General features: G+C 34.6%; 23 protein-coding genes. 19 read left to right on the top strand and 4 right to left on the bottom strand.

Going from position 1 to position 21,671, the window contains the following annotated elements; genetic code table 11:
* The first annotated feature begins 69 nt into the window (after nt 1-69).
* Nucleotides 70-1,044, top strand: a complete 975-nt coding sequence (locus FD31_RS00855; protein ID WP_057890866.1) for an alcohol dehydrogenase catalytic domain-containing protein — start codon at nt 70-72, stop codon at nt 1,042-1,044.
* A gap of 113 nt (nt 1,045-1,157) precedes the next feature.
* Here the strand turns inward: FD31_RS00855 and FD31_RS00850 are convergent, their stop codons facing one another.
* Nucleotides 1,158-2,273 carry a low temperature requirement protein A gene (locus FD31_RS00850; RefSeq protein WP_057890865.1) on the bottom strand — a complete coding sequence of 372 codons (1,116 nt, stop codon included), beginning with the start codon at nt 2,271-2,273 and terminating at the stop codon, nt 1,158-1,160.
* Between the two features lie 107 nt (nt 2,274-2,380).
* Between FD31_RS00850 and FD31_RS00845 the strand changes: the two genes are divergently transcribed.
* Nucleotides 2,381-2,647 carry a hypothetical protein gene (locus FD31_RS00845; RefSeq protein WP_057890864.1) on the top strand — a complete coding sequence of 89 codons (267 nt, stop codon included), beginning with the start codon at nt 2,381-2,383 and terminating at the stop codon, nt 2,645-2,647.
* 49 nt (nt 2,648-2,696) lie between these two features.
* On the opposite strand, the gene FD31_RS00840 is transcribed toward FD31_RS00845, so the two are convergent.
* The gene (locus FD31_RS00840) at nt 2,697-3,581 is read right to left on the bottom strand and encodes a LysR family transcriptional regulator (protein ID WP_057890863.1); all 885 of its coding nucleotides are present in this window, start codon (nt 3,579-3,581) and stop codon (nt 2,697-2,699) included.
* Between the two features lie 117 nt (nt 3,582-3,698).
* Between FD31_RS00840 and FD31_RS00835 the strand changes: the two genes are divergently transcribed.
* The 13 genes from FD31_RS00835 (at nt 3,699) to FD31_RS00775 (ending at nt 15,354) form a co-directional block, all read left to right on the top strand.
* Entirely contained in the window at nt 3,699-4,562 is an 864-nt protein-coding gene (locus FD31_RS00835; protein ID WP_057890862.1) for an aldo/keto reductase, read from the top strand.
* Between the two features lie 16 nt (nt 4,563-4,578).
* Nucleotides 4,579-5,166, top strand: a complete 588-nt coding sequence (locus FD31_RS00830) for a sugar O-acetyltransferase (protein WP_057890861.1) — start codon at nt 4,579-4,581, stop codon at nt 5,164-5,166.
* A gap of 12 nt (nt 5,167-5,178) precedes the next feature.
* Nucleotides 5,179-5,796 carry a putative quinol monooxygenase gene (locus tag FD31_RS00825; RefSeq protein ID WP_057890860.1) on the top strand — a complete coding sequence of 206 codons (618 nt, stop codon included), beginning with the start codon at nt 5,179-5,181 and terminating at the stop codon, nt 5,794-5,796.
* Nucleotides 5,797-5,933: 137 nt separating this feature from the next.
* Entirely contained in the window at nt 5,934-7,175 is a 1,242-nt protein-coding gene (locus tag FD31_RS00820; protein WP_057890859.1) for a PTS transporter subunit EIIC, read from the top strand.
* Nucleotides 7,162-8,052, top strand: a complete 891-nt coding sequence (locus FD31_RS00815; RefSeq protein ID WP_147007265.1) for an alpha/beta hydrolase — start codon at nt 7,162-7,164, stop codon at nt 8,050-8,052. Before FD31_RS00820 ends, FD31_RS00815 begins: the two co-directional genes overlap by 14 nt.
* Before the next feature lie 707 nt (nt 8,053-8,759).
* Complete coding sequence (locus FD31_RS00810; RefSeq protein WP_057890858.1) at nt 8,760-9,506, top strand: hypothetical protein; 747 nt, start codon at nt 8,760-8,762, stop codon at nt 9,504-9,506.
* Between the two features lie 136 nt (nt 9,507-9,642).
* A complete protein-coding gene (locus FD31_RS00805; RefSeq protein ID WP_057890857.1) occupies nt 9,643-9,975 on the top strand; it encodes a bacteriocin immunity family protein in 333 nt (110 codons plus the stop codon).
* Nucleotides 9,976-10,051: 76 nt separating this feature from the next.
* Entirely contained in the window at nt 10,052-11,680 is a 1,629-nt protein-coding gene (locus tag FD31_RS00800; protein WP_057890856.1) for an ABC-F family ATP-binding cassette domain-containing protein, read from the top strand.
* Nucleotides 11,681-12,041: 361 nt separating this feature from the next.
* Entirely contained in the window at nt 12,042-12,593 is a 552-nt protein-coding gene (locus FD31_RS00795; protein WP_057890855.1) for a PBECR4 domain-containing protein, read from the top strand.
* A 198-nt stretch (nt 12,594-12,791) separates the two neighbouring features.
* Nucleotides 12,792-13,298, top strand: a complete 507-nt coding sequence (locus FD31_RS00790) for a VanZ family protein (protein WP_057890854.1) — start codon at nt 12,792-12,794, stop codon at nt 13,296-13,298.
* Between the two features lie 278 nt (nt 13,299-13,576).
* Nucleotides 13,577-13,942, top strand: coding sequence for a helix-turn-helix domain-containing protein (locus FD31_RS00785; protein ID WP_057890853.1), 366 nt, complete (start codon nt 13,577-13,579; stop codon nt 13,940-13,942).
* Nucleotides 13,943-14,049: 107 nt separating this feature from the next.
* Complete coding sequence (locus FD31_RS00780) at nt 14,050-14,559, top strand: VanZ family protein (RefSeq protein WP_057890852.1); 510 nt, start codon at nt 14,050-14,052, stop codon at nt 14,557-14,559.
* Between the two features lie 108 nt (nt 14,560-14,667).
* Nucleotides 14,668-15,354, top strand: coding sequence for a YjjG family noncanonical pyrimidine nucleotidase (locus tag FD31_RS00775; protein WP_057890851.1), 687 nt, complete (start codon nt 14,668-14,670; stop codon nt 15,352-15,354).
* Nucleotides 15,355-15,416: 62 nt separating this feature from the next.
* Here FD31_RS00775 and FD31_RS00770 read toward each other — a convergent pair whose 3' ends face one another.
* On the bottom strand, nt 15,417-16,277 hold the full coding sequence (locus FD31_RS00770; protein ID WP_057890850.1) for a LysR family transcriptional regulator: 861 nt from the start codon (nt 16,275-16,277) through the stop codon (nt 15,417-15,419).
* Nucleotides 16,278-16,397: 120 nt separating this feature from the next.
* Here FD31_RS00770 and FD31_RS00765 point away from each other — a divergent pair, with 120 nt between their 5' ends.
* Nucleotides 16,398-17,237: an alpha/beta fold hydrolase gene (locus FD31_RS00765; RefSeq protein WP_057890849.1), complete on the top strand. Its 840-nt coding sequence runs from the start codon at nt 16,398-16,400 to the stop codon at nt 17,235-17,237.
* A 50-nt stretch (nt 17,238-17,287) separates the two neighbouring features.
* On the opposite strand, the gene FD31_RS00760 is transcribed toward FD31_RS00765, so the two are convergent.
* On the bottom strand, nt 17,288-18,100 hold the full coding sequence (locus FD31_RS00760; protein ID WP_057890848.1) for a Cof-type HAD-IIB family hydrolase: 813 nt from the start codon (nt 18,098-18,100) through the stop codon (nt 17,288-17,290).
* A gap of 441 nt (nt 18,101-18,541) precedes the next feature.
* On the opposite strand from FD31_RS00760, the gene FD31_RS00755 reads away from it, so the two are divergent.
* The 3 genes from FD31_RS00755 to FD31_RS00745 all read left to right on the top strand — a co-directional run bounded on the left by FD31_RS00755 (nt 18,542) and on the right by FD31_RS00745 (nt 21,666).
* Nucleotides 18,542-19,207 (top strand): MmcQ/YjbR family DNA-binding protein, encoded by a 666-nt coding sequence (locus FD31_RS00755; RefSeq protein WP_057890847.1) that lies wholly within the window; start codon nt 18,542-18,544, stop codon nt 19,205-19,207.
* A 118-nt stretch (nt 19,208-19,325) separates the two neighbouring features.
* Nucleotides 19,326-20,090 (top strand): ABC transporter ATP-binding protein, encoded by a 765-nt coding sequence (locus tag FD31_RS00750; protein WP_057890846.1) that lies wholly within the window; start codon nt 19,326-19,328, stop codon nt 20,088-20,090.
* On the top strand, nt 20,083-21,666 hold the full coding sequence (locus FD31_RS00745) for a hypothetical protein (RefSeq protein ID WP_057890845.1): 1,584 nt from the start codon (nt 20,083-20,085) through the stop codon (nt 21,664-21,666). Before FD31_RS00750 ends, FD31_RS00745 begins: the two co-directional genes overlap by 8 nt.
* The last annotated feature ends 5 nt before the right edge of the window (nt 21,667-21,671 follow it).

The following is a 21,671-nucleotide window of genomic DNA, read 5'->3' as shown; positions in this document are numbered from 1 at the left end:
TTGTCATTGCCCAATGTTGGATGATGAAAAGTGTGCATGCAATGGTTACTGTGGAGTTAAAAAATAACGATGCGTGCTGCATATATTGAGCAAACCGGTGGAATAGACGAAATCAAAGTTGGTGAATTACCAATTCCTGTAATTAAGGAGACTGAGGTGTTGGTAAAAACAATCGCAGCATCAGTTAACTTTGTTGATACATTTGTTCGCGCTGGTGGTTTTAAAACTGAACTTGTTTTTCCATTTGTGATTGGTCGTGACGCCGTTGGAACCGTGGTCAAAGTTGGAGCCAATGTTAAAGATTTTCGTATTGGTGATTTAGTTTGGACTAACAGTATGGGCTATGACGGTCGCCAAGGAACAACGAGTGAATTGGTTGCTATACCATCTGAAAGACTCTTTGAAGTACCAAGTGGTGTTGATCCAATCAAACTAGTCGCTTCAGTTCATTCATCAGCAACGGCCGCAATTTTATTGGATGATATTTTGCAAGTAGAAGAAGGTCATCATATTTTGATTGAAGGTGCAGCCGGTCATGTTGGTTTGAAGCTGGTATCATTGGCAAAATCCTTGGGATTAGTTGTTTCGACGACTAGTAATAAAAGAGATTTCGAAAAATTAAGTCAAAATGGTGTTCAATCAACCAATGATTACCACCAACCAGTATTAGAAATTCCAGATAACTTTGACTATATCGTTGACACTTCAGGGAAGGTTGATTTACAGGATAATTTAGATAAATTAAATCTCCGCGGTCAAGTTGGGTTAATCACGGCTCCAAAATCGAATCAATTCACCTTTAATGTGAGTCAAATGTATACTAGTACAAAGTCAATCAAGGGCTTTGTCATTAGTCATGCGACGTTACCGCAATTACAAAAAGCTGGTTCTTTGTTGAATCAAAGTTTTGCGGCTGGAAAATTGCTAAATGATGAAGTTCTTCAATTACCAATGGAAAAGGCTGCAGATGCCCAAAAACTTTTGGCTGAAGGTCAGACACAAGGGAAAAAGATTGTTTTAAAAATGACAGAGAAAAAATTATAAAAAATTAATCATAATGATGGGTATTTTCGTTGCTTTTCTCACTTGAAACAAATAGCTCCAGCAATCCAAAATCGGATTGCTGGAGCTATTTATCTTAATGATAGAAAGCGGAATTAATTTGTTCTAGTTTGGCGACCCATACTTTCTGATAGGGTGAAAGCATTAACAATTGTCACGATTGTAGTGATAGTGACGATACCTTCAAATGTTGGGAAAAAGTTGCAGATAATTAGACCAAATAAAGTTGAAAAGATGAAAATCAATTGAACGTGACGTTCTTTTTTGATTTCTGCTTTATTGTAAAAGTCCGCTAAGAAAATTCCTAAGTAAAAGAGAATTAAGCCAGCATAGAGAATGGCAATTGCGGTTGGTTTTGACAATTCATTTTCACCAATAAAATCTAATGAAACAGTTATCAAGCTAATACCAAAAAGAATTGGGTAATGCAGATAAATTAAACGGTTGCCAGTTTGGTTAGCCTTATTTTCGTCAATATAGTGGTCAAATTGCGTAATATAAACCATAAATAGTGCACAAATAATTAGAAAAATCAAAATTGAATAAATATCAAATTCATTAATTTTAAAATAATCAGCAATGTCGACAATAGTTTCACCGAAACTAATAATAATCAGAGCTGTCAAACGTTCCAAAAGATGAGGAAAATTAACAGCACGATTTGTCATGTGGGAGGTGAAGATACCTGGTAAAATCCAACTAGCTAAGACCCCAATTAAAGCGACAAACAAGCCGATATTAAATGGTAAAAGAGCACCAACTAGTAAAAAGGCTGATCTTAGTGAAAGAATCATAATGAATAAACGAGTCAGACGTTTATCAACCGCATTGGTCGTTCGTAAATTGACTAATGAATATTGAAGTACCAAAGTACCCGATAAGATTGCTGCTGCAAGTGTAAAAGGGCGGAACCACTGTTGGATACTACCGTTGAAATTATTTGACATAAACAAAACAATTGCCATATCCAACATGAAAAATAAAATATTCACAATTGAATTTCGTCCATATCGATTCGTAAAGACAGTTTCAACCATCCACGTATTAATGAAAACAATCAGCACAATTGAGAAAATAACGAATTGCTGCAAGAAAGACGAGCCTTCAGGTATGTGACTGAGTAAACCGGTCAATTTCGAAACAGCATAGACGAAAACTAAATCATAAAACAATTCAGTTAATTCAACCTTCTTAGGGATTAACTTGTTCATAATAAACACATCCTAGTATTTGATAGCTAAATTATATATTTTCTGTCGTATAAATAAAATTAAAAACAGTATAATGGAGTACTTATCAAAATAATGGAGACGTTGTCATGGATAAAAAAGTTAAACTAGAGCAATTAAACGGAAAACTTGTTTTGCCAGTTCCTTTTAAAGAAGATCAAGTCGGGCAAGAATATTCTGTCGCTGAAAATGTGGATGGAACAATTATCTATACTCCGATTAATAAAAAACATGTAAATATATTTGAATCTGAAGAATTTAAAAATCATGATTTTCAAGCTGACTTGAAGAATCCAGAACTAATGGAATTAAAACCAGTAGGTAAGGAAAGATTGTTTGATGATGGCAATATTTGATAATTCTAAGTAAAAAATCTTAGGCCAATTGCAGTTAGCCTAAGTTTTTTTATTGGACTGATAATTGTCCCTTTATAAAATTAATGAGTGCCTGAGCGGGTTCACTGAGAGCGGTACCTTTACGCCAGATTAAGAAGTGGTTCAAAAGATGTTGCGGTTCAAAGGGGATGAATTTCAAGTGACTGTCAGCCGGTAATTCAACGCCTTTAATACAAATTAATGTACCTAAATCTGCTTTTGTTAAATAAATAACATTTGTCAATAAATTATATTCAGCAACAACATTCAAGGAAACGCCTGATTTTTGTAACCAATCGGACAAGTCATCTCTGACTAATTGTCGATGTGGAATAATAACAGGAATATCCTTTAAATCTTCCATGGAAACAGTTGATTGTTGAAATAAATGACTACTTTCATTTACAACTACGCCCCATAAGTCTTGAATTGGTAACTTTAAATAGTGATACTTAGCTGTATCAATTGGAGTCGAGACAAATCCTACTTCAAGCAATCCTTGATCTAATCTTTCTTTAATAGCAGTACCAAAAGCGTCATATATATTAAAAATAACATTAGGATTTTCTTGATGAAATTGACTGATTTTTGGAGTTAAAAATCTGGTGACGGCTGATTCAACACAGCCAATATCAATGGTTCCAGTGAGTTCATCATTATTAATGTTACGGACTAATTGATTAGCACGTTCTAATTCCAATAAAATTTGTTGAACGTGGAGTTGATATGCTAAACCAGCTTTAGTCAAAACCATTCGATGGCGTTCGCGAATAAAAAGAGGTGTTCCCAATTGTGATTCCAACTGTTGAATCTGTCGACTGAGAGTTGGTTGAGCAGCATGGAGTTCCCGAGCCGCTGCTGAAACGGTACCAATTTTGGCAATGGTTAAAAAATATTTGAGAATTCTTGTCTCCATAATTATTCCTCCACTTAATACAATTTGGGTATCAATGTATATCCATTATAAGTCTTTTACATGGAAATCTGGTGGTTTTATGATAGATAGTGTTAAGAGCATGAGGGGAGTAAGAAAATGATTCCAACGATTCAATTAAATAATGGTCAAAAAATACCACAAGAAGGTTTTGGAACATTTCAAATAACTGATTTTGAAACGTGCAAAACCGCAGTTTTGAATGCATTGAATGCCGGATATCGTCTGATTGATACTGCTCAAGTTTATCGGAATGAAAGAGCTGTTGGGGCAGCATTACAGGAGACAACCGTACCTCGGGCAGATATATTTGTAACGACCAAGGTTTGGTTACCATTTTTTGGTGATAAAATTACTGCTCAATCAGTTGATAATTCATTGCAGCGATTAGGCTTAGATTATTTGGATTTAGTTTTATTGCACGAACCTTATGGTGATTACTATGGCGCATATCGGGATTTGGAAAAATTAGTAGCTGCTGGTAAAGTTAAGTCAATTGGTGTCTCTAATTTTGATGCTGGACAATTGTTAGATTTATCGCATCAAATGAAAATTACTCCGGCTGTCAATCAAGTTGAATTAAACTTATATCAACAGCAGACTGCTTTACGTAAGTTTCAAAATGAACGAGGCATAGTAACTGAGGCGTGGGCACCACTTGGAGAAACCAGTGGTGCAATTTTACAAGAACCGGCTGTTTTACAAATTGCAGAAAGGTATCATAAAACTAGTGCCCAAGTTTTACTGCGTTATTTGGTGCAACTTGGTGCCGTGATAATTCCCAAGGCTGCTCAATGTCAACATATGCAAGCCAATTTAGAAATTTGGGATTTTAATTTAACGCCCAAGGAAATGAATCAACTGGCAAATTTAAATAAAAATAACTGGCTTTCACCTAATCGGCATTCTTTATGTGCTACACAGCATTATATGGATTTAATTGATGAAGGATTAGATTACTAAAATTGGAGGAATTGTTATGACAATGACTGAACACGAAAAACTTTTAGCGGGACAAGATTATGATTATCGTGATCCTGAGCTACAAAATATGTTGAGTAACGGTCGCAAGCTAATTGGACAACTTAATCAGACAACGGACTTATCTCAGAAAAATGATATTATTAAGCAATTATTTAATAAAGTTGGACAAGGATTGACGATTAATGGCCATTTTGAGGCTATTTATGGAAAGCATATTAGTTTTGGAAATGATGACTTTATTAATGGAAACTGTTTCTTCCAAGATTCTAATTTAATTACCTTCGGTGATCGAGTGATTGTGGCTCCAGATACCAAGTTCTACTGTGGTCAGCATTCATTAGACGCAACCAAACGTTTCGGAACAAGAGCTGATGGCAGCCGTTATTTGATTACTTATACTAAATCAATTTCTGTCGGGAATGATGTCTGGATTGGTGGCAATGTGACAGTCATTGGCGGTGTTCATATTGGTAATAACGTTATCGTTGGTTCCGGAGCAGTTGTTGTGAAAGATGTGCCTGATAATAGTGTTGTCGGTGGTGTTCCAGCAAAAGTGATTGAGCAGTTAAAACCATTACAATAAGGTCGTGTAAAGATGAAATTAATTGAAACACCAATCTTTCGAATGTATCAATTAACAATTGCCGCAGAAAAACGAGAAGCATTCCTTAAAGCGGGCGTAAATAATCTATTAACTTCACATCAAAATGAACCCGGGACACTGGCAATGTATGCGACTCACTTAGATGAAAAGGGCATTGATAACTTTGTTTTTGAACTTTATAAAAATGAAGCAGCTTATCAAGTTCATGCAAATTCATCACAATTTAAGGCTTATGGACAAGTGGCACAACAGGCAGTGACAGATAAAAGTCTTCAGGAATTACTTCCTAAATATATCAAAACAAATCAGGACGATATGACAATCCGTGGTAAAAATGATTATTTGTTGAAATTAACGACTTTTAGGGCAGATAATCAGACTATCGAGAAGATACTAAATGATTTATCCAGTGCCAACGAGTCTGTGACTTATTATTTGGCAGCAGTCGATGAGACCCAACAACAATGGCTTAGTTTGGAGCTGTTGGATGGTATGGAAGTGCCACTTTTAGATCCAACTGTTTTCGAACCAGTTACTGATAGAAAGACTAAGCTATTGCAAGTTGATACACTTGTCAGCCAAGGTAATATTTTGTTCAAAGGTTTCTAAATATTACGTTAAAAAGAATTCTATTTTTTCATAAGACATGTACAATCAGAAGGGATATTTAAATACCTGATGGTTGTATTTTTTTGTCGAAAAAATTCTACAGTAAATTGAATTAAAAATTGAGGAGATTCTGGGATATGAATAAATTACTGAATATCTCGATACGGTTTTACAGCAGTAAGATGATGCTGATTTTGCGTGATACTTTAAAAATGATGTTTCCGATTATGTTACTAGGGAGTTTTGCGGAAGTTATCAAGGGGGCCTTTTTGACACCAACGGGATTTATGGCAACGCTGTTTAAAATTACTAAGTGGCTGCCTTATAATCGGGATTTGGCTTGGATTATGGGCAGTATCTTTCATTGTACGATTGATATGATTGCTTTATATGGAGCTTTTGGAGCAGCTTATTACACGGCCAAAGTTTATGGTCGAAAGTCAGCTGCTGCCGGGGCAGTGGGATTGCTTTCATTTTTGATTATTTCGTTTCAATTAAGTGATTCGGGAATGCCAAATTTCAGTCCGAGATTGATGTCAGAAGGGATGTTGATTTCTTTAATCGTGGGCTATGTTTGCGGTCGAATTATGGTTAAACTAGTCGATGTCAAAAAAGATGAGCTATTTCAACTAATTAAACCAGTCGCGGTGGTGATTGTTTTATCAGCAATTATTAATATGATATTAGGTCTAGTTGGACGCTTAGAAATTCCCACATATGTCGCTAGTTTTGTCACACAACATACACAGATAAATGCGTTGTTATATGTTTTGGGTATGGGATTATTAACAAATTTATTATCATGGATGGCATTCGGAGGACCATTTACCAATAGCCCATCATTTGGTGACAATGCTTCCTTAGCCAATATGAACGCGGCTTTGAAAGCTGGTTCGGCTTGGAACGTCCCATTTAAATTTACGGATACAACGCTTTATCATAGTTTTGCTAACTTTGGTGGAACTGGAGTTGTTTTAGCCTTTATAATTGCGATCTTATTGTTCTCGAAGAAAGTTAATAATCGACGTGTTTCCAAATGGTCAATTTTTCCAGCAATTTTTAATAATAATTATGCAATGATGTTAGGGATTCCGATATTATTTAATCCGATTTACTTGATTCCATTTTTGTTGGCCCCATTGGTTAATATGATTTTAGCAGCAGGGTTATTGGCTTTGCGATGGATTCCGGCTGCTGCTTATCCAGTACCTGCAGGGACTCCGGGGCCATTAATTGCTTTCATTGGGACTAATGGTAACTGGTTGGCATTGATTTTCGGGGTGGTTTTAATTGTCCTAGATGTTTTAATTTACATGCCTTTCGTCAAGCTAGCCGATCAAATTATCGAAGAAGCAGGTGTCGCTGATGAAGAAATTTAATAAGTGGATATGGGCTGCTACTGGAGTAATCATTTCGATCATATTGATTGTGATGTCGCTACAGTGGTCACGCAACAACGTTGATGATTTAATGAAGTGGCATAATTCAAAGATGTCGCCAGTAATTATGATTCCCGGAAGTTCAGCGACAGTTAATCGTTTTGACACTTTGGTCAAGAAACTAAATAAGGGTAAAAGTCTCAAAAATCAACACAGTTTGTTAAAAGTACGTGTGACGAATGATGATAAACTGCATGTTTCAGGTCAAATTCGACAAGGTGACAATGAACCAATTATTGTGGTTGGATTTGAAAATAATCATGATGGTTATAGCAATATTAAACAACAAGCGCGGCGGTTTAACATTGCTTTTAAAGCGCTAACTTCTGAATATAGATTTAATAATTTTAAGGCTATCGGTCATTCCAATGGTGGCTTGATTTATACAGTTTTTTTGGAAAATTATTATAGTAGCTACTCATCAAAAATTACGATTAAACGTCTTATGACAATTGGCTCGCCATATAACTTTAATGAAAAATCTGTTGAACATAAGACACAGATGCTATCTGACTTTATTGCCGATCGTAAAAATCTGCCAAAAAGCTTGGATGTTTATGTCGTTGCCGGAACACAAACGTATAATTCAGATGGCTTAGTTCCGTTAGGGAGCGTGGTAGCTGGGAAGTATATTTATCAAGGTCAAGTTAAACATTTTACGACCATCTCAGTTTCTGGTTCAGATGCACAACATTCAGATTTGCCACAAAATGATCAGATTATTGATTTGATCAATCGTTATATTTTGGATAGGCAACAGGTCCCACAAAATGGACGGAAAAATAAGCAGAGTGTTGGTAAAATTAGTCAAAACTAATTGTTTTTTTGAACATAAGTAAGGCCACAATTAAATATTGAATAAAGTGCGAAGAATAGTTGAAACTATTCCAAGTATTGTTCTTTTAATATTTTTACTAGCAGGATTGTATTTAAAAATGGTCAACTAGCTTTGGGTAAATAGTTTTGTTATTGGCATAGCGGGATTGAGAGTATATTCGTTTGTGATAGTCATTATCGAGGGATTGGTTACTGGAATACGGGTTTCATTGCCACTTAGTTTGGCTTCCAAATTGGTTTCATGTCAGTTTGTGGATTCTTTCAACAACATTAGCAATATATTTAATGGCACATAATTGATGATGGAGGAAATTTAACAATGGATAAAACACGTCTTCGTATGGGGGAAATAAGGTCAGTTTGAAACGAATGATTGTTTCGATACTTCTAGTAATTTTTGTAATACAAGTATCCATTTTTCTAGAAGGATTTATTATTTAATAACTACGATACAAATTAATCCCGAAATATGGAATTTTTTTTACAAAATCTTTTGTATATTGATTAACTAATATTTTTTTTTGAAGGAATCAATTGAAAATAGTTTTCATAATAGATATCTTTTAGTCAAAGAGGGAAGGAGACGATAACGAGTAGTTCTTCTTCACTTTTTTATTTGATTGTTTTTTTTGCATGGAGTTTACTTGTTCAAGAATTAATTAATTGATAAAACTGGAGAGTGATGACATGGTCAACAATGAATACGATAAATTTAAGAACAGTCAGGACGTTTACGATTATTTTGTAGATAATATCTCATATTTAAGTGATTCAGAAATGGAATATTTGGATGGAAATGTAGAAAGATATGATGAAAATCAACACAAGTTGATATATAAATCGCTGATTGATAGGCTCCTCCAGAAAATTTTTGATAATTATAATGAACCTTCGCCAAATATAAAATTTGTTAATTCCAGTTTTTTAAGTTTTAGAGGTGGGATAGATATAATCTTTACAAAAGAAAGTGGTCAAACTTTTGAATTGAGTACTGAAAAAGACGAAAACTTAGAAGCAACTAACGTAATTTATCAAGCCTTTATGGATAAAGAAAAGTGTTTTAAATATTTTATCAGTAATTATACTTGGATGGATAATGAGTTTTCAAAATTAAAACCAAACGCAAAATTAAATAAATACATTACAGATGAAACAATGTTTTCATTAATGGAAAGCCATTATTTTAATGAGTCACCTACCCAAATTGTTAAAGCTTATACAGAGACTGAATTAGAAGTTATAAATGAAAATAAAATTCGATTAACCGACCATTATTTGGAGGAGGAGGCTTTCTCGGAAGAATACGCTATTACGGTTGAGTTCAGTATGGATACAAGTAGTAAAGAAATTGTAAATAAATGTGTTGAATCAATGATTAAAAAATATGCTGAAAATGGCATTGAGTTAAAAATTGAAACACATCGTATTAATTAAAGTTTATAAAAAATCTTCTTTTCTCAAAGTAGGGAAGAAGATTTTTTATAAACTTGCTTTTTTTTGTAGTTAGAAATTTCAATATAGAATATATTATGGGTGGATTTTGACATTAAGAATATTAGAGGATGAGCTCATGAACAAGCAGGTAAAAAATAAGGTGCTTGAGGCTTTTATAGATGAATTTCTAATTCAATTAAAAGAAGTTGCCCGTGATCCAGCAATGAAAAAACGTCCTGATTTGCAGGTAATCGTTGATCAAGATATAAAAATATTGGAACAAACCGATAATTTAGACAAATTGGCTCCTAAATTATTCCAACAGATCAGTACTAGATATATTGAGGAACCCAAGGATTTTCCAAAATCCTTGATTGAATTGTATTATTGGGCACGCGTGGAGACAAACAAATATGATGCCGTCGAGTGGAGCGATGTTCAGGCAGGTACCAATTGGTTGGAAAAGTGAAGAATATCATTGCGTATCATGACATTTCCCCGTATAATGCAAGCTAGACTACTTCGAAGAAATGAGGATTATATATTTGATTACTGTTACTGACGTTAGTTTGCACTTTGCTGATCGAAAGTTATTTGAGGATGTAAATATTAAGTTTGCACCAGGAAATTGTTACGGTTTGATTGGCGCTAATGGTGCCGGTAAATCAACTTTTCTAAAAGTTTTATCAGGCGAAATTGCGCCTTCAACTGGTTCTGTTAAATTAGGACCCAATGAACGTTTGGCTACATTAAAACAAAACCACTTTGATTATGACGACTACACAGTTATGGAAACTGTTTTGATGGGTCATACTGAGCTTTATAAAATCATGCAAGAAAAAGATGCTATTTATGCTAAACCAGACTTCAATGAAGAAGATGGTTTGCGTGCAGCTGATTTGGAAGCTAAATTTGGTGAAATGGGTGGCTGGGAAGCTGAAGGTGAAGCTTCCCAAATGCTCCAAGGACTAAATATTCCTGAAAAATTACACCAAGTTAAAATGAACACTTTGACAGCTGGTCAAAAAATCAAAGTCTTGCTCGCACAAGCACTCTTTGGTAAACCAGATGTTCTCTTGCTAGATGAGCCAACTAATGGCTTGGACGTTGATTCAATTGATTGGTTGGAAGAATTTCTGATCAACTTTGAAAATACAGTTATCGTTGTTTCCCATGATAGATACTTCTTGAATAAAGTATGTACTTACATGGCTGATCTTGATTACAGTAAGATTCAACTTTATGCTGGTAATTACGATTTCTGGCAACAATCTTCTGAACTTGCTCAAAGTATGAAACAAGATCAAAATGCGAAAAAAGAAGAAAAAATTAAGGAATTGCAAGACTTTATTGCACGTTTCTCAGCTAATGCGTCTAAGTCAAAACAAGCTACTTCACGTAAGAAGATGCTTGATAAGATTACTTTAGATGATATCCAACCAAGTTCAAGACGTTATCCATTTATCAAGTTTGTACCTAACCGTGATATCGGGAATGACTTGTTAAAGGTTGATAATTTATCAGTTACAATCGACGGCAAACAAATCTTGAAGGATGTTAGCTTTATTTTAAACAAAGATGATAAAGTGGCATTCTTAGCTAAAGATGATATGAAGACAACAGCATTATTCCGTGTTCTAGCTGGTGATTTAACACCTGATTCAGGAACAATTACTTGGGGTGTAACAACTAGCCAAGCATACTTGCCAAAAGACTTTAATGCCATGTTTAATGAAGAGACACCAATTATTGATTGGTTGCGTCAATTTGCTGAAAAGGGCGAGGATGATGATACATTCTTGCGTGGTTTCTTAGGTCGGATGTTGTTCTCTGGAGACGATGTTACTAAACATGTTGATGTTCTTTCCGGTGGAGAAAAAGTTCGTGTTATGCTTTCGAAGATGATGTTATTGAAGGCTAATGTCTTACTATTAGATGATCCAACTAACCATTTGGATTTGGAATCAATTACATCGTTGAATGATGGTTTGATTGACTACAAGGGTTCAATCCTGTTCGCTTCTCATGACCACCAATTCATTCAAACAATTGCCAATCGTTTAATCTACTTGACGAATGATGGAGTTGTTGATCGTGCAGATACAACTTATGATGAATTCCGTTTGAATCCCCAAGTTGAAAAGCAAATTGCTGAACTCGATAAAGAAGTTTAATTAAAGAAGGCATACAGAACCAAAAAGATAGAGAAATCTTTTCAATTATCTTATAGAATTATAATCTGTGAGATTCTTGAAGTTTATACCAGTCCTCTGTATAATGTGTTTGTAAGTAAGAGAGATGTAGCAGACATCTATAAAACCAGATATAAATGTAGGACGTACGGGCCTATCGGTCGCTGGGACCACAACTAAACCAGACATAAATGTACGACGTACGGGCGTACCGGTCGCTGGGACCACAACTAAATCTGCTCGAAGAGTTGTCAGTTTAATTACTGGCAGCTTTTTTTTATTTTGTTTTACCGTATATAGTTATTGAGGAATAAATTACACTTAGCACGAAAGGAATTATTGCATGGGACAGCGTAAAGGTGAGGGTATGCATGATGCAACCACATCCGACATTGAAATGTTAAATAGGTATAAGGGAACTCTTGTTAAAGCTTGTGCTATTTATGACAGGAATTTCCTAAATAAGCGAGTTACTTATATTACCAAAAGCAAAACAGTTTCTTTGGTTTGTAAAAGGAATAATTTTATGCACTTATGCGGTATAGATTATTATAATGAAAATCCCAGTAGATTTTATTATGATTGTAAAAGGGATAAATTGAATTTCAAGGAACATCACGTAAGAATAAAAAATGATGGTAATACTCCTAGAAAGCTACAGGTTATTGGATGTTTAGGTGACTTGTTAATCAAAGGAAAGGTTAGATTAGTTGGCAATACCATCACTTATTTTAGTAATTATAATTATGTATTAAGGTCTCATTCTGCAATAATTGATTTAGGATGTTCTTGGGGAAAAAATAATTACTATCCTAAATCTGTATTAAATTTAAAGTTTGAACAATTTGATTCCGGTGAAGAGATAATTGATATTCTTATTGAGAATTTAGTCTAGCAGTCTAAGTATTAGCTTTTTGTCTTAATACTCGAATGACCTTTTTTTGACCAACTATTTAATACTTTCTTCACATTTATCACAGAAAAGTCGTATTGATTTAAGCTTCTTTAAATTTACCGATAGTAGGATTGAAGTATCAATTAAATAACAAACAATCAAAACTTAAAAGTAAATTTAAATAAAGGAGTGTTGTTTATGCGTTGGATGCCATTATTTATTATTTTGATTTTGTCGCTGTTGAGTGGAATCTATCTTTTTAACAATATTAAAGAATTTAATCGACGTCGCGTAGCATTAGTTAGTTTGATCTACGTGACATTCTTAGGAACGATACTTTTTACACCAATGTCTTTCACCGGTACTTCGGTTTATATCATGCCGGCTGGAATTGGGAGTGTAAATTTATATCATATAACTTATGATTTAGGCTTTATCGAAAATATTGCATTGACAGTTCCATTAGGCTTCTTAATCAAACGAGCTTTTTCAAATGTATCAGTTGTTTCAATGGTACCAATTGGTTTAATGACAGGAGCTGCCATTGAGACGATGCAGTATTATTTGTCACACATGTTCTTGATTAATCGGACGAGTGACATTAGTGATGTAGTCGCCAATGGAATTGGAATCGTGATTGGTGCGACATTGGTTTTGGTTTACCGATATGTTTATGAGAAAAGAATATTGGAAAAATGGATATAAAGTAGCAATACAAAAGCGTTATGGAGTAAATTCCGTGGCGCTTTTGTTGTCGATTAAACTGGAACAGCGTTGTAGCAAATTAATAATGTTTGTTTGAAGAGACACTTCGCAACGTTGAATAACCTGATATATCAATGTTTGATTAAAAGATTGTACGTTTTTAGTTGCGCAAATTTTACTTTCTTTATTACATAATCTCTTAAAGATTTGCTTGTTCAATTGCAGAATATATAACAGAATAGAGTTAAGAATTAATCACTGATAAAGAAGGGATAATAATGACAAAGTTTGCGCAACAATTAAAAATGTATCGAACTGATCGTGGCATTACTCAAGATGAATTAGCGGGAAAACTTTTTGTTACCAGACAGGCCATTTCAAAGTGGGAATCTGGTGATTCAACACCGGATTTAAATAACCTAGTGAAATTAACGGAAATTTTTAATGTAGGTTTGGATGATCTAGTTTTCGGAATCAAGAATCAACCACAAATTGATGATGATGAATTTGTGCTTGATCCTAAGACACATACATATGTCCGACGTTATGGAAAGATGAATTTTTGGGATTATATCAGTAAAAATTGGTGGGTAGTCATTGCTGTTGGCCTTGTGATTATCAATGTAGCAATGTTTTTACATTAATATCGGATATTTTTTGCCATTCTTCACAAAAAAGTCTAACTTTCTTCGTTTTGTTTGAACCAAAAAACGGTATGATTGACGTAATAAGTTAAAAAGGAGCGATATGGATGCGTTGGATACCGTTATTAATTATATTGAGTCTGGCATTTTTAGGTGGACTTTATATTCTTGGTAATATTGATGATGCAAATCGTCGTAAAATATTATTAATTAGACTAGCTTATTTGACCTTTCTAGGCGCAATTTTGTTTTCACCATTATCTTTTACTGGTACAGCAGTTTATATCATGCCAGCTGGTATAGGAAGAGTTAATTTACGTTATATCTATATTGGATTAGGCTTTATCGAAAATATTATTTTAACTATTCCGTTGGGATTTTTAATTAAACGAATTTTTTCAAATATGTCATTAATTTCAATTGTGCCGATAGGATTTTCGCTCGGTGCAGGATTTGAAATTATGCAGTATTATTTGTCGCATACTTTTTATATCAATCGTATTAGTGATATCAATGATGTTTTAGCTAATGGGATTGGTATAATAACAGGCTTTATTTTGGCAATGATGTATTACTATTTTTTTGAACGAAGCCAATATACTAAACAAGGTAATTAAAAAGGTTTGGGTCTTGATAGAAATCAAGACTCAAACTTTTTGATTTTTGTGGCAGTAACCGTTAAGAATATAGTAAAGTCTTAGTTAATACAAGATAGGGAAATTATTATGATGAAATATATGATTTTTGATTTAGATGACACAGTTTTAGATTTCCATCGAGGCGAAATGGAATACGTTACTGAAATTTTACGTCAACAAAATGTTCCTGATGTGAATCAAGCTATGAAGGCATATTTAAAGCTTAATAAAAAGATTTGGGAAAATATTGAAGCTGGTGCCCAATCACAGCCGTTGTTAAATACTCGTTTTTCAAAAACCTTAGCATTATTCGGAATTGAGGCTGATGGAGTTAAGTTAGAGGCTCAGTATCGAGAGATGCTGAATCACAATTATTATATTGTTCCCGGAGCTAGTGATTTGTTAGGTGAATTGAAAGCTGCAGGGATTACATTATTTGTCGGGACTAATGGTGTGAAAAGAACTCAATTGGCACGATTACACGGATCTGGTTTAGATAAATATTTTGCGGAATATTTCATTTCAGAAGATATTGGTTATTCGAAACCAAATGTTAAATTTTTTGAACCGATGTTTCAAAAGGTTCCGGATTTAACGGCTAATAATACCATTATGGTTGGTGATCGATTGCAGTCCGATATTTTGGGAGCTACCAGAGCAGGATTACAAAGTATTTGGTTTAATCCTAATAAAAATATTAATGAGTTTGATTTTCAACCAACTTATATTGCAAATAGTTATCGTCAAATTGAACAAATTGTTATTAATGACTAGTTAGTATTAAGCAAATAAAAAAGTCAGCGGTCCCAAAGTGGGATGGCTGACTTTTTTTGCCATTAAATAGTAGTGTTAAGTAATTTTATTCCATCAAGAAACTTGTCAAATGCGGGTCCAGCAAAATAGTCTTTACGATAAATAAATGAGATTGGTAAGGTAGAGAACCGTTGGGGTAAATCCACTTTTTGTATAGCTCCAGAATCAATGTAGGGTTGAACTACTTTCTCAGGTAAAATGCTAATGCCTAGTCCAGCACTGACACTGGCAATTATGGCATTAAGGTAGTTGAATTCAATCGGATGATGAATCATGATTTGTTGTGAATCGAGCCAACTTTCTAAGGTTTTCCGATAAGCACAGCCAACGGGGAAAACTAGTAAAGAATCATTTTCGGTATCTACGTTACTACCCTGAGCAGTAACTAAGCAAAGTTTTTCGGTCATTAAAGGAATGGATTCTAAATCCTTTTCATTAACTCGACCGCCGATAATAGCGCCATCAAGTTGATAATTCAAAACCTTTTTAGCACTGGCTAAAGTAGTTCCTGTTTCGATGGATAGTTCGACATTAGGGTTGTTTTGATGATAATCAGAAAGAATCTTTGGTAGAAAAGTTGAAGCAGCTGTTTGAAGGGTACCAATTTTTAGTGATCCGGCGACTGTTTGGGGATGCTGCAACAAATTAACTGTTTCGTTGTTTAATTGAATAATTTTAATTGCTTGCCGATATAACTCGTTTCCAGTATCAGTTAAAGTTACTCCTCGGGCTGTCCGATACAGTAATTGGGTGTTTAGTTCTATCTCTAAATTATGGATTTTGGTAGAGATATTAGATTGAGCATAACCCATTTGCTGTGCGGCTTTAGAAATACTTCCCGCTTGTACGATTTGGACAAACATTTTTAATGCATCAATATTCATTATTTAACCGACCTATCTGTTTTTGAGATAACTCATTTCTCATATTCGTAGTTTATTATATACCCACTAAGCATTAGAATGAATTTGTAAGTTAAATAAACAGCTAAAGAGGATAAACAAATGAAATATTCAACAGTTAAAGTAAATGGATTAAATGTTTTTTATCGTGAGAGTGGAGACTCTAGTAAACCAGCGTTTTTATTACTGCATGGTTTTCCAACTGCCAGTCACATGTTTCGTAATTTGATGCCCATGTTGGAAAATGACTTTCACGTGATTGCACCAGATTTTATTGGATTTGGACAATCAGATGCACCATTACACACTGATTTTGATTATACATTTGAAAATTTAACTAATTACGTTGAGGGATTTATTAAGGAAATGCAACTTGATAAGTTTTATATGTATGTTTTCGACTATGGTGCACCAATTGGTTTTGAATTGGCTGCTCGTCATCCGGAGAAAATTTTGGGTATTGTGAGCCAAAACGGTAATATTTATCAAGAAGGTCTCGGTTCAAAATGGGCTGGACGTCAATCATACTGGGACAACCCTACACCGGAATTGCGTGAAAGTTATAAATCGGCTTTTAAACCAGAAACGATTATAGGCCAATATATGGGTGGAGAAAAACCTGGTAGCATTTCACCAGATGGTTATACATTGGATATTCATTACACAGAGTTACCAGATTATGCTGAAAGACAGTCAGATTTAATTTTCGATTATCAAAATAATGTTAAGAACTATCCTCGTTTCCAAAAGTACATTCGAGACTATCAGCCAGAAATTTTGGCTGCTTGGGGTAAAAATGATCCAAGTTTCGTATATCAGGGTGCCGAAGCTTTCAAGAAAGATGACGCAAATGTTGAGGTTCATCTGTTAGATGGTGGACACTTCGTACTCGAATCACACTGGCAAGAAATCGGTAAATTAATTTTAAATAAATGGGCGTAAACAAATAGAGCTTTGTCATGGAAAAAATTTGCCAAGACAAAGCTCTATTTTTAAATCTGCAATAATTTTTCAATAGCATTGCCAACACCGTCGTGGTTATTATCAGTCGTTACATAATCACTAGCAGCTTTTGAACCAGAGGTGGCATTTGCCATAGCAATTCCAGTTCCAGCAATTTTCAGCATAGGAATATCATTGTCACGATCACCAATCGCTATAACTTCTTGGAGGTCAATGCCAAGCTTATTGGATAAGAAGGCCACTGCATTACCTTTATTAACACGGTTAGGGAAAATCTCTAGGTAACCAACCCCAGTCCGCACAACAAAATAGTCAGTAAATGATTCTTTAATAAAGTTAGTAATTTCATCTAACTTCTGCTCCTGACCATTAATTACTGCTTTGGTGATTTCGAAACTAACTGGCAAATCCTCAGGACGACGAATTAGTAGTCCATCATTATTTTCGAAAGCCATGGCAATTGTATAAGCATCAATATTATAGTTGTTGCTCGTATAGACATTACCGTGAACATCAAAGACGCAATATGATAAATCATTTGTTTCAGTGAAGGCCACAAAGTTTCGGTAAAACTCATTTGAGAGTGTTTTTTGCATAACAAAATCACCGTGCATGTTTTCAATAATGGCTCCACCGTTAGTAATCATGTACTGTTCGGAGCCCTTAATCCCCAGTTCCTCAGCGTACTTAATCATAGCTTTGTGCGGCCGACCAGAACAGAGCACGATTTTGATATTATTTTGCAGAGCTTGGGCAATCATCAGTTTATTCTTAGTTGAAATAGTTTTGCGACTGTCTAAAAGAGTGTCGTCGATATCAATAGCAATTAATTTATAACTCATAATGTCTCCTAAAAGTTGATTTAACAAAATCAATATAATCAAATGAATTCTTTCAAACAAGGAAATGTTTTAAGTAATTAATTTTTTATTTTGAATTATTACTTGACTAACGTACGGTGGTAGTTAAATATGCCGTCTCCAGAATCGAGAAATAGTTACTGGCTGTGCGGACCGGTCTGAGCCAAGGTCTCAGACCTCGGTTTGGAGCCTCGCAAAACACGCGAGTCTCCAAACACGCCCGGTGGTGTAAGTACGGGAAAATCACCCGCACTAACACCACGTTCACAGCCAGTAACTATTCTCGATTCTTACGACTAAAGTGTTTTTTAAATTAGTGACAACAAATAAACTATCACCAAACTTTTGATTAGAAATTAAATTGTAGAACAGATGTTTGCTATAATTAACACAAAGGGTCAATTAGACGTAGGGGGAAAGATAATGGCAACAGTGATTTTCAAAGACAGTAAGGTTGATTTTGATAAATTAACCGATTTCGGTTTCTCTAAGCAAGCGGATTTTTATGTATATCAAGTACCGATTGTAGATCAACAATTTGAGTTAACTGTGAAGGTTGATAACGAGGGCCAATTAACGACTGATGTCATTGATAATGAAACAAAGGCTGAGTATGTTTTACATTTACAACCAGCAGCGAGTGGTAAATTTGTGAAACGTGTTGCTAATGAGTATCAGGCAGTTTTAGATGATATTAAAGCCAATTGTTATGAAACGGATATATTCAAAAATCAGCAAGCCAAGGAAATAATTAAGCATGTTGAAGATACTTATGGCGATGATTTAGAATTTCTTTGGAAAAAATTTCCACATTATGCTATTTGGCGTCGGAAAGATACTAAGAAATGGTATGGAATAATAATGATTATTCCAAAGTCTAAGTTAGGCTTTGATTCTGATGAACCGATAACTGTGATGGATTTTCATGATAAACCAGACAATGTTGCAAGTATCGTTGACAACCAAAAGTACTTTACCGGCTATCATATGAACAAACACAGTTGGTACACAATTATTTTGGATAACAATATTAAAAATTCAGAAATATTCGCTCGTTTACAAGTTAGTTATGATATGGCTAAAAAGTAAATACAATCTGTCAATCCAAAATCAAAAATAAACCAAAAACAAAATTTGCTGATATTCTAAATTCAAGATGTATGCTCTGTTATGCTTAATAGAATGAATTATTAAATGGGGTGTCTATATGATTGAAATTAACGATTTAACAAAAAGTTATGGAAATAAATTGGCTTTGCAACATCTAACGTTAAAAATTGAATCTGGAAAGATTTTCGGCTTTCTAGGTCATAATGGTGCTGGAAAATCGACAACAATCAAAAATTTGGTCAGTATTATTCAACCAACCAGTGGTTCAATCATCGTTGATGGTTTGGATTTAGCAGAACATCGTCAGGAGATTAAACAAAAAATTGCTTATGTGCCTGATACACCGGACATTTTTCTTCAATTGACAGCGATGGAATATTGGGACTTATTAGCTGCTGCGTATGATTTAGCTGAGTCCGATGTGCAAGCTCGTCGTCACAAATTAGTAGAATTATTCAATATGAGTGAACGTGTCGATGAAACAATGGCAAGTTTTTCACATGGTATGCGTCAGAAAGCTGTTTTAATTGGGGCACTATTGACTGATCCCGATATTTGGATATTAGACGAACCAATGCAGGGACTTGATCCACAAGCGGCATATGATTTGAAACAACTGATGAAAGCACATGCTGAGAAAGGCAAGACTGTTATTTTTTCAACGCATAATTTGGATACAGCCCAACAATTATGTGATGAATTAGCTATTTTAAAGACTGGTCAACTAATTTATAACGGTTCTGTGCAAGATTTATTGGCTCAACATAATGGTGAATCACTAGAAGATATTTATTTACAAATGGCTGGTCGTCAAGGTGATAGCCATTTAGTTGACGATATTGAGGGTGATTCCCATGAATAAACGACAATTACGTGCTTTAATGGCGGTTAATTTGCGACTATTGAATCCCCAAGTAACTGACCGTCTTCGTAAAAAAGGTAAAAGTGGTGCAGCGTTAACGAGAAAACTTTGGTCGCAATTTTTACTTAGTTCCATTGTCTTTTTGGTAATTTATGGGATGGCAATGGCAGCGGGCAATCTTAGCAAAATGCCGGGGATGTTTACTTTTTACGTGGCCATTTTTATACTATTAGCTTTTTCGCAGAGTATCTCCGGAATTTATAATCTTTTCTTTGCGGGTAAAGATTTAAATAGTTATTTACCATTACCGTTTCGGCAAAAAGAGATTTTTTTAAGTAAGATTTTAACAGTTTCATTTAATGTTATTCCGTATACATTGCCACTTTTGATGGCTTTTTTTCTCTTGAGTTGGCAGTCAGGAACAATGATTCCCTTAGCAATTGTGATGGCAGTAGTCGTACATTTGCTGATTATGGCACTGATTTTTATGCTTTGTTCGGTCATAGTTTTTGCTTTAACTAAGACAAAACTTTTCCATGACCATCAAAATTTGGTTATGAATGCTCTGACTGGAATTACGATGATACTTGTAATTGGTGGAATTCTTTTGATGAATCAAGGCAATAGTAGTTCTTCAGAATCGTTTGACCGTAATCCGATAGCCATTCTAATGCCCATTTTTGAGTTATTTAACAAACCAACTTCATTGATCAGTGGGTTAACATGGTTAGGTTTAATAGGGTTAATTCTCATTTTCACTGGTATAGTGAGATTTTTGATTTTACCAAAATTAAGTGAACAGTTGACTGCGGTCAATACAGCCATGTTAAGCGGTTCACATCGTCACCAAAATGTTAAACGTAGTGGTTTAAATGCTAATTTAGATGCATATAATCGTCAGCTATTAAAGGAACCCAATTTATTAGTGCAAGTTATTATGAATTCGGTAATGATACCGATTATATTTATGTTTTCTTTTGCATTTGCGAAAGTACCGAATGGCTTGCCACTAAAGTGGTTGGGTGTGTTCTTCGTAGCAGGTTTGGCTTTCAGTACATTTACAGTTAATCCAGCTTCTTTAGTTGGTAATTTAATATCCTTAGATCGAGCAAATCTGGAATTTGTTGAATCATTGCCAATTTCAATGAGACATTATTTGCAAAGAAAGTTCTTATTGGGATATTTATTGCAATTAGTATTGAACATTCTGATGATTGTTATCATTGCGTTTGTAATTAAAGCGGGATTTTTGATGTCTGTATCGTTAGTATTAGGAACCATTTGGGGAACATATTTAGTTAGTTTGCACTACTTCCGTCGTGATTATCGTTTGCTAGTTACCAATTGGACCAACGTAACGGAATTATTTAATCGAGGTGGCGGAAATATTGGGATGATGGCCACGATGTTTGGAGCATTATTTGTTGGGGTTATTATTATTGTTGCTTACAGCATGATTATCATGTTGACGCCTTTTGCAGTGTTGATCAATTTGATTGCAGCGACCTTAATAATTGTTTTATCAGTGTTAATACTTAGACATTATCAAACTAAATTTTGGCAAAGATTCAATTAAAATAG

This window comes from Companilactobacillus nantensis DSM 16982, assembly GCF_001435815.1.
Lineage (GTDB): Bacteria > Bacillota > Bacilli > Lactobacillales > Lactobacillaceae > Companilactobacillus > Companilactobacillus nantensis.
The sequence above is the reverse complement of the archived record's forward strand: the minus strand, read 5'-3'. Positions and strand labels throughout refer to the sequence as shown.

Bases quoted from the DNA above. Each gene is read 5' to 3' on its own strand.
- FD31_RS00855 (WP_057890866.1), top strand. From the start codon at position 70: ATGCGTGCTGCATATATTGAGCAAACCGGTGGAATAGACGAAATCAAA.
- FD31_RS00850 (WP_057890865.1), bottom strand. From the start codon at position 2,273: ATGAACAAGTTAATCCCTAAGAAGGTTGAATTAACTGAATTGTTTTAT.
- FD31_RS00845 (WP_057890864.1), top strand. From the start codon at position 2,381: ATGGATAAAAAAGTTAAACTAGAGCAATTAAACGGAAAACTTGTTTTG.
- FD31_RS00840 (WP_057890863.1), bottom strand. From the start codon at position 3,581: ATGGAGACAAGAATTCTCAAATATTTTTTAACCATTGCCAAAATTGGT.
- FD31_RS00835 (WP_057890862.1), top strand. From the start codon at position 3,699: ATGATTCCAACGATTCAATTAAATAATGGTCAAAAAATACCACAAGAA.
- FD31_RS00830 (WP_057890861.1), top strand. From the start codon at position 4,579: ATGACAATGACTGAACACGAAAAACTTTTAGCGGGACAAGATTATGAT.
- FD31_RS00825 (WP_057890860.1), top strand. From the start codon at position 5,179: ATGAAATTAATTGAAACACCAATCTTTCGAATGTATCAATTAACAATT.
- FD31_RS00820 (WP_057890859.1), top strand. From the start codon at position 5,934: ATGAATAAATTACTGAATATCTCGATACGGTTTTACAGCAGTAAGATG.
- FD31_RS00815 (WP_147007265.1), top strand. From the start codon at position 7,162: ATGAAGAAATTTAATAAGTGGATATGGGCTGCTACTGGAGTAATCATT.
- FD31_RS00810 (WP_057890858.1), top strand. From the start codon at position 8,760: ATGGTCAACAATGAATACGATAAATTTAAGAACAGTCAGGACGTTTAC.
- FD31_RS00805 (WP_057890857.1), top strand. From the start codon at position 9,643: ATGAACAAGCAGGTAAAAAATAAGGTGCTTGAGGCTTTTATAGATGAA.
- FD31_RS00795 (WP_057890855.1), top strand. From the start codon at position 12,042: ATGGGACAGCGTAAAGGTGAGGGTATGCATGATGCAACCACATCCGAC.
- FD31_RS00790 (WP_057890854.1), top strand. From the start codon at position 12,792: ATGCGTTGGATGCCATTATTTATTATTTTGATTTTGTCGCTGTTGAGT.
- FD31_RS00785 (WP_057890853.1), top strand. From the start codon at position 13,577: ATGACAAAGTTTGCGCAACAATTAAAAATGTATCGAACTGATCGTGGC.
- FD31_RS00780 (WP_057890852.1), top strand. From the start codon at position 14,050: ATGCGTTGGATACCGTTATTAATTATATTGAGTCTGGCATTTTTAGGT.
- FD31_RS00775 (WP_057890851.1), top strand. From the start codon at position 14,668: ATGATGAAATATATGATTTTTGATTTAGATGACACAGTTTTAGATTTC.
- FD31_RS00770 (WP_057890850.1), bottom strand. From the start codon at position 16,277: ATGAATATTGATGCATTAAAAATGTTTGTCCAAATCGTACAAGCGGGA.
- FD31_RS00765 (WP_057890849.1), top strand. From the start codon at position 16,398: ATGAAATATTCAACAGTTAAAGTAAATGGATTAAATGTTTTTTATCGT.
- FD31_RS00760 (WP_057890848.1), bottom strand. From the start codon at position 18,100: ATGAGTTATAAATTAATTGCTATTGATATCGACGACACTCTTTTAGAC.
- FD31_RS00755 (WP_057890847.1), top strand. From the start codon at position 18,542: ATGGCAACAGTGATTTTCAAAGACAGTAAGGTTGATTTTGATAAATTA.
- FD31_RS00750 (WP_057890846.1), top strand. From the start codon at position 19,326: ATGATTGAAATTAACGATTTAACAAAAAGTTATGGAAATAAATTGGCT.
- FD31_RS00745 (WP_057890845.1), top strand. From the start codon at position 20,083: ATGAATAAACGACAATTACGTGCTTTAATGGCGGTTAATTTGCGACTA.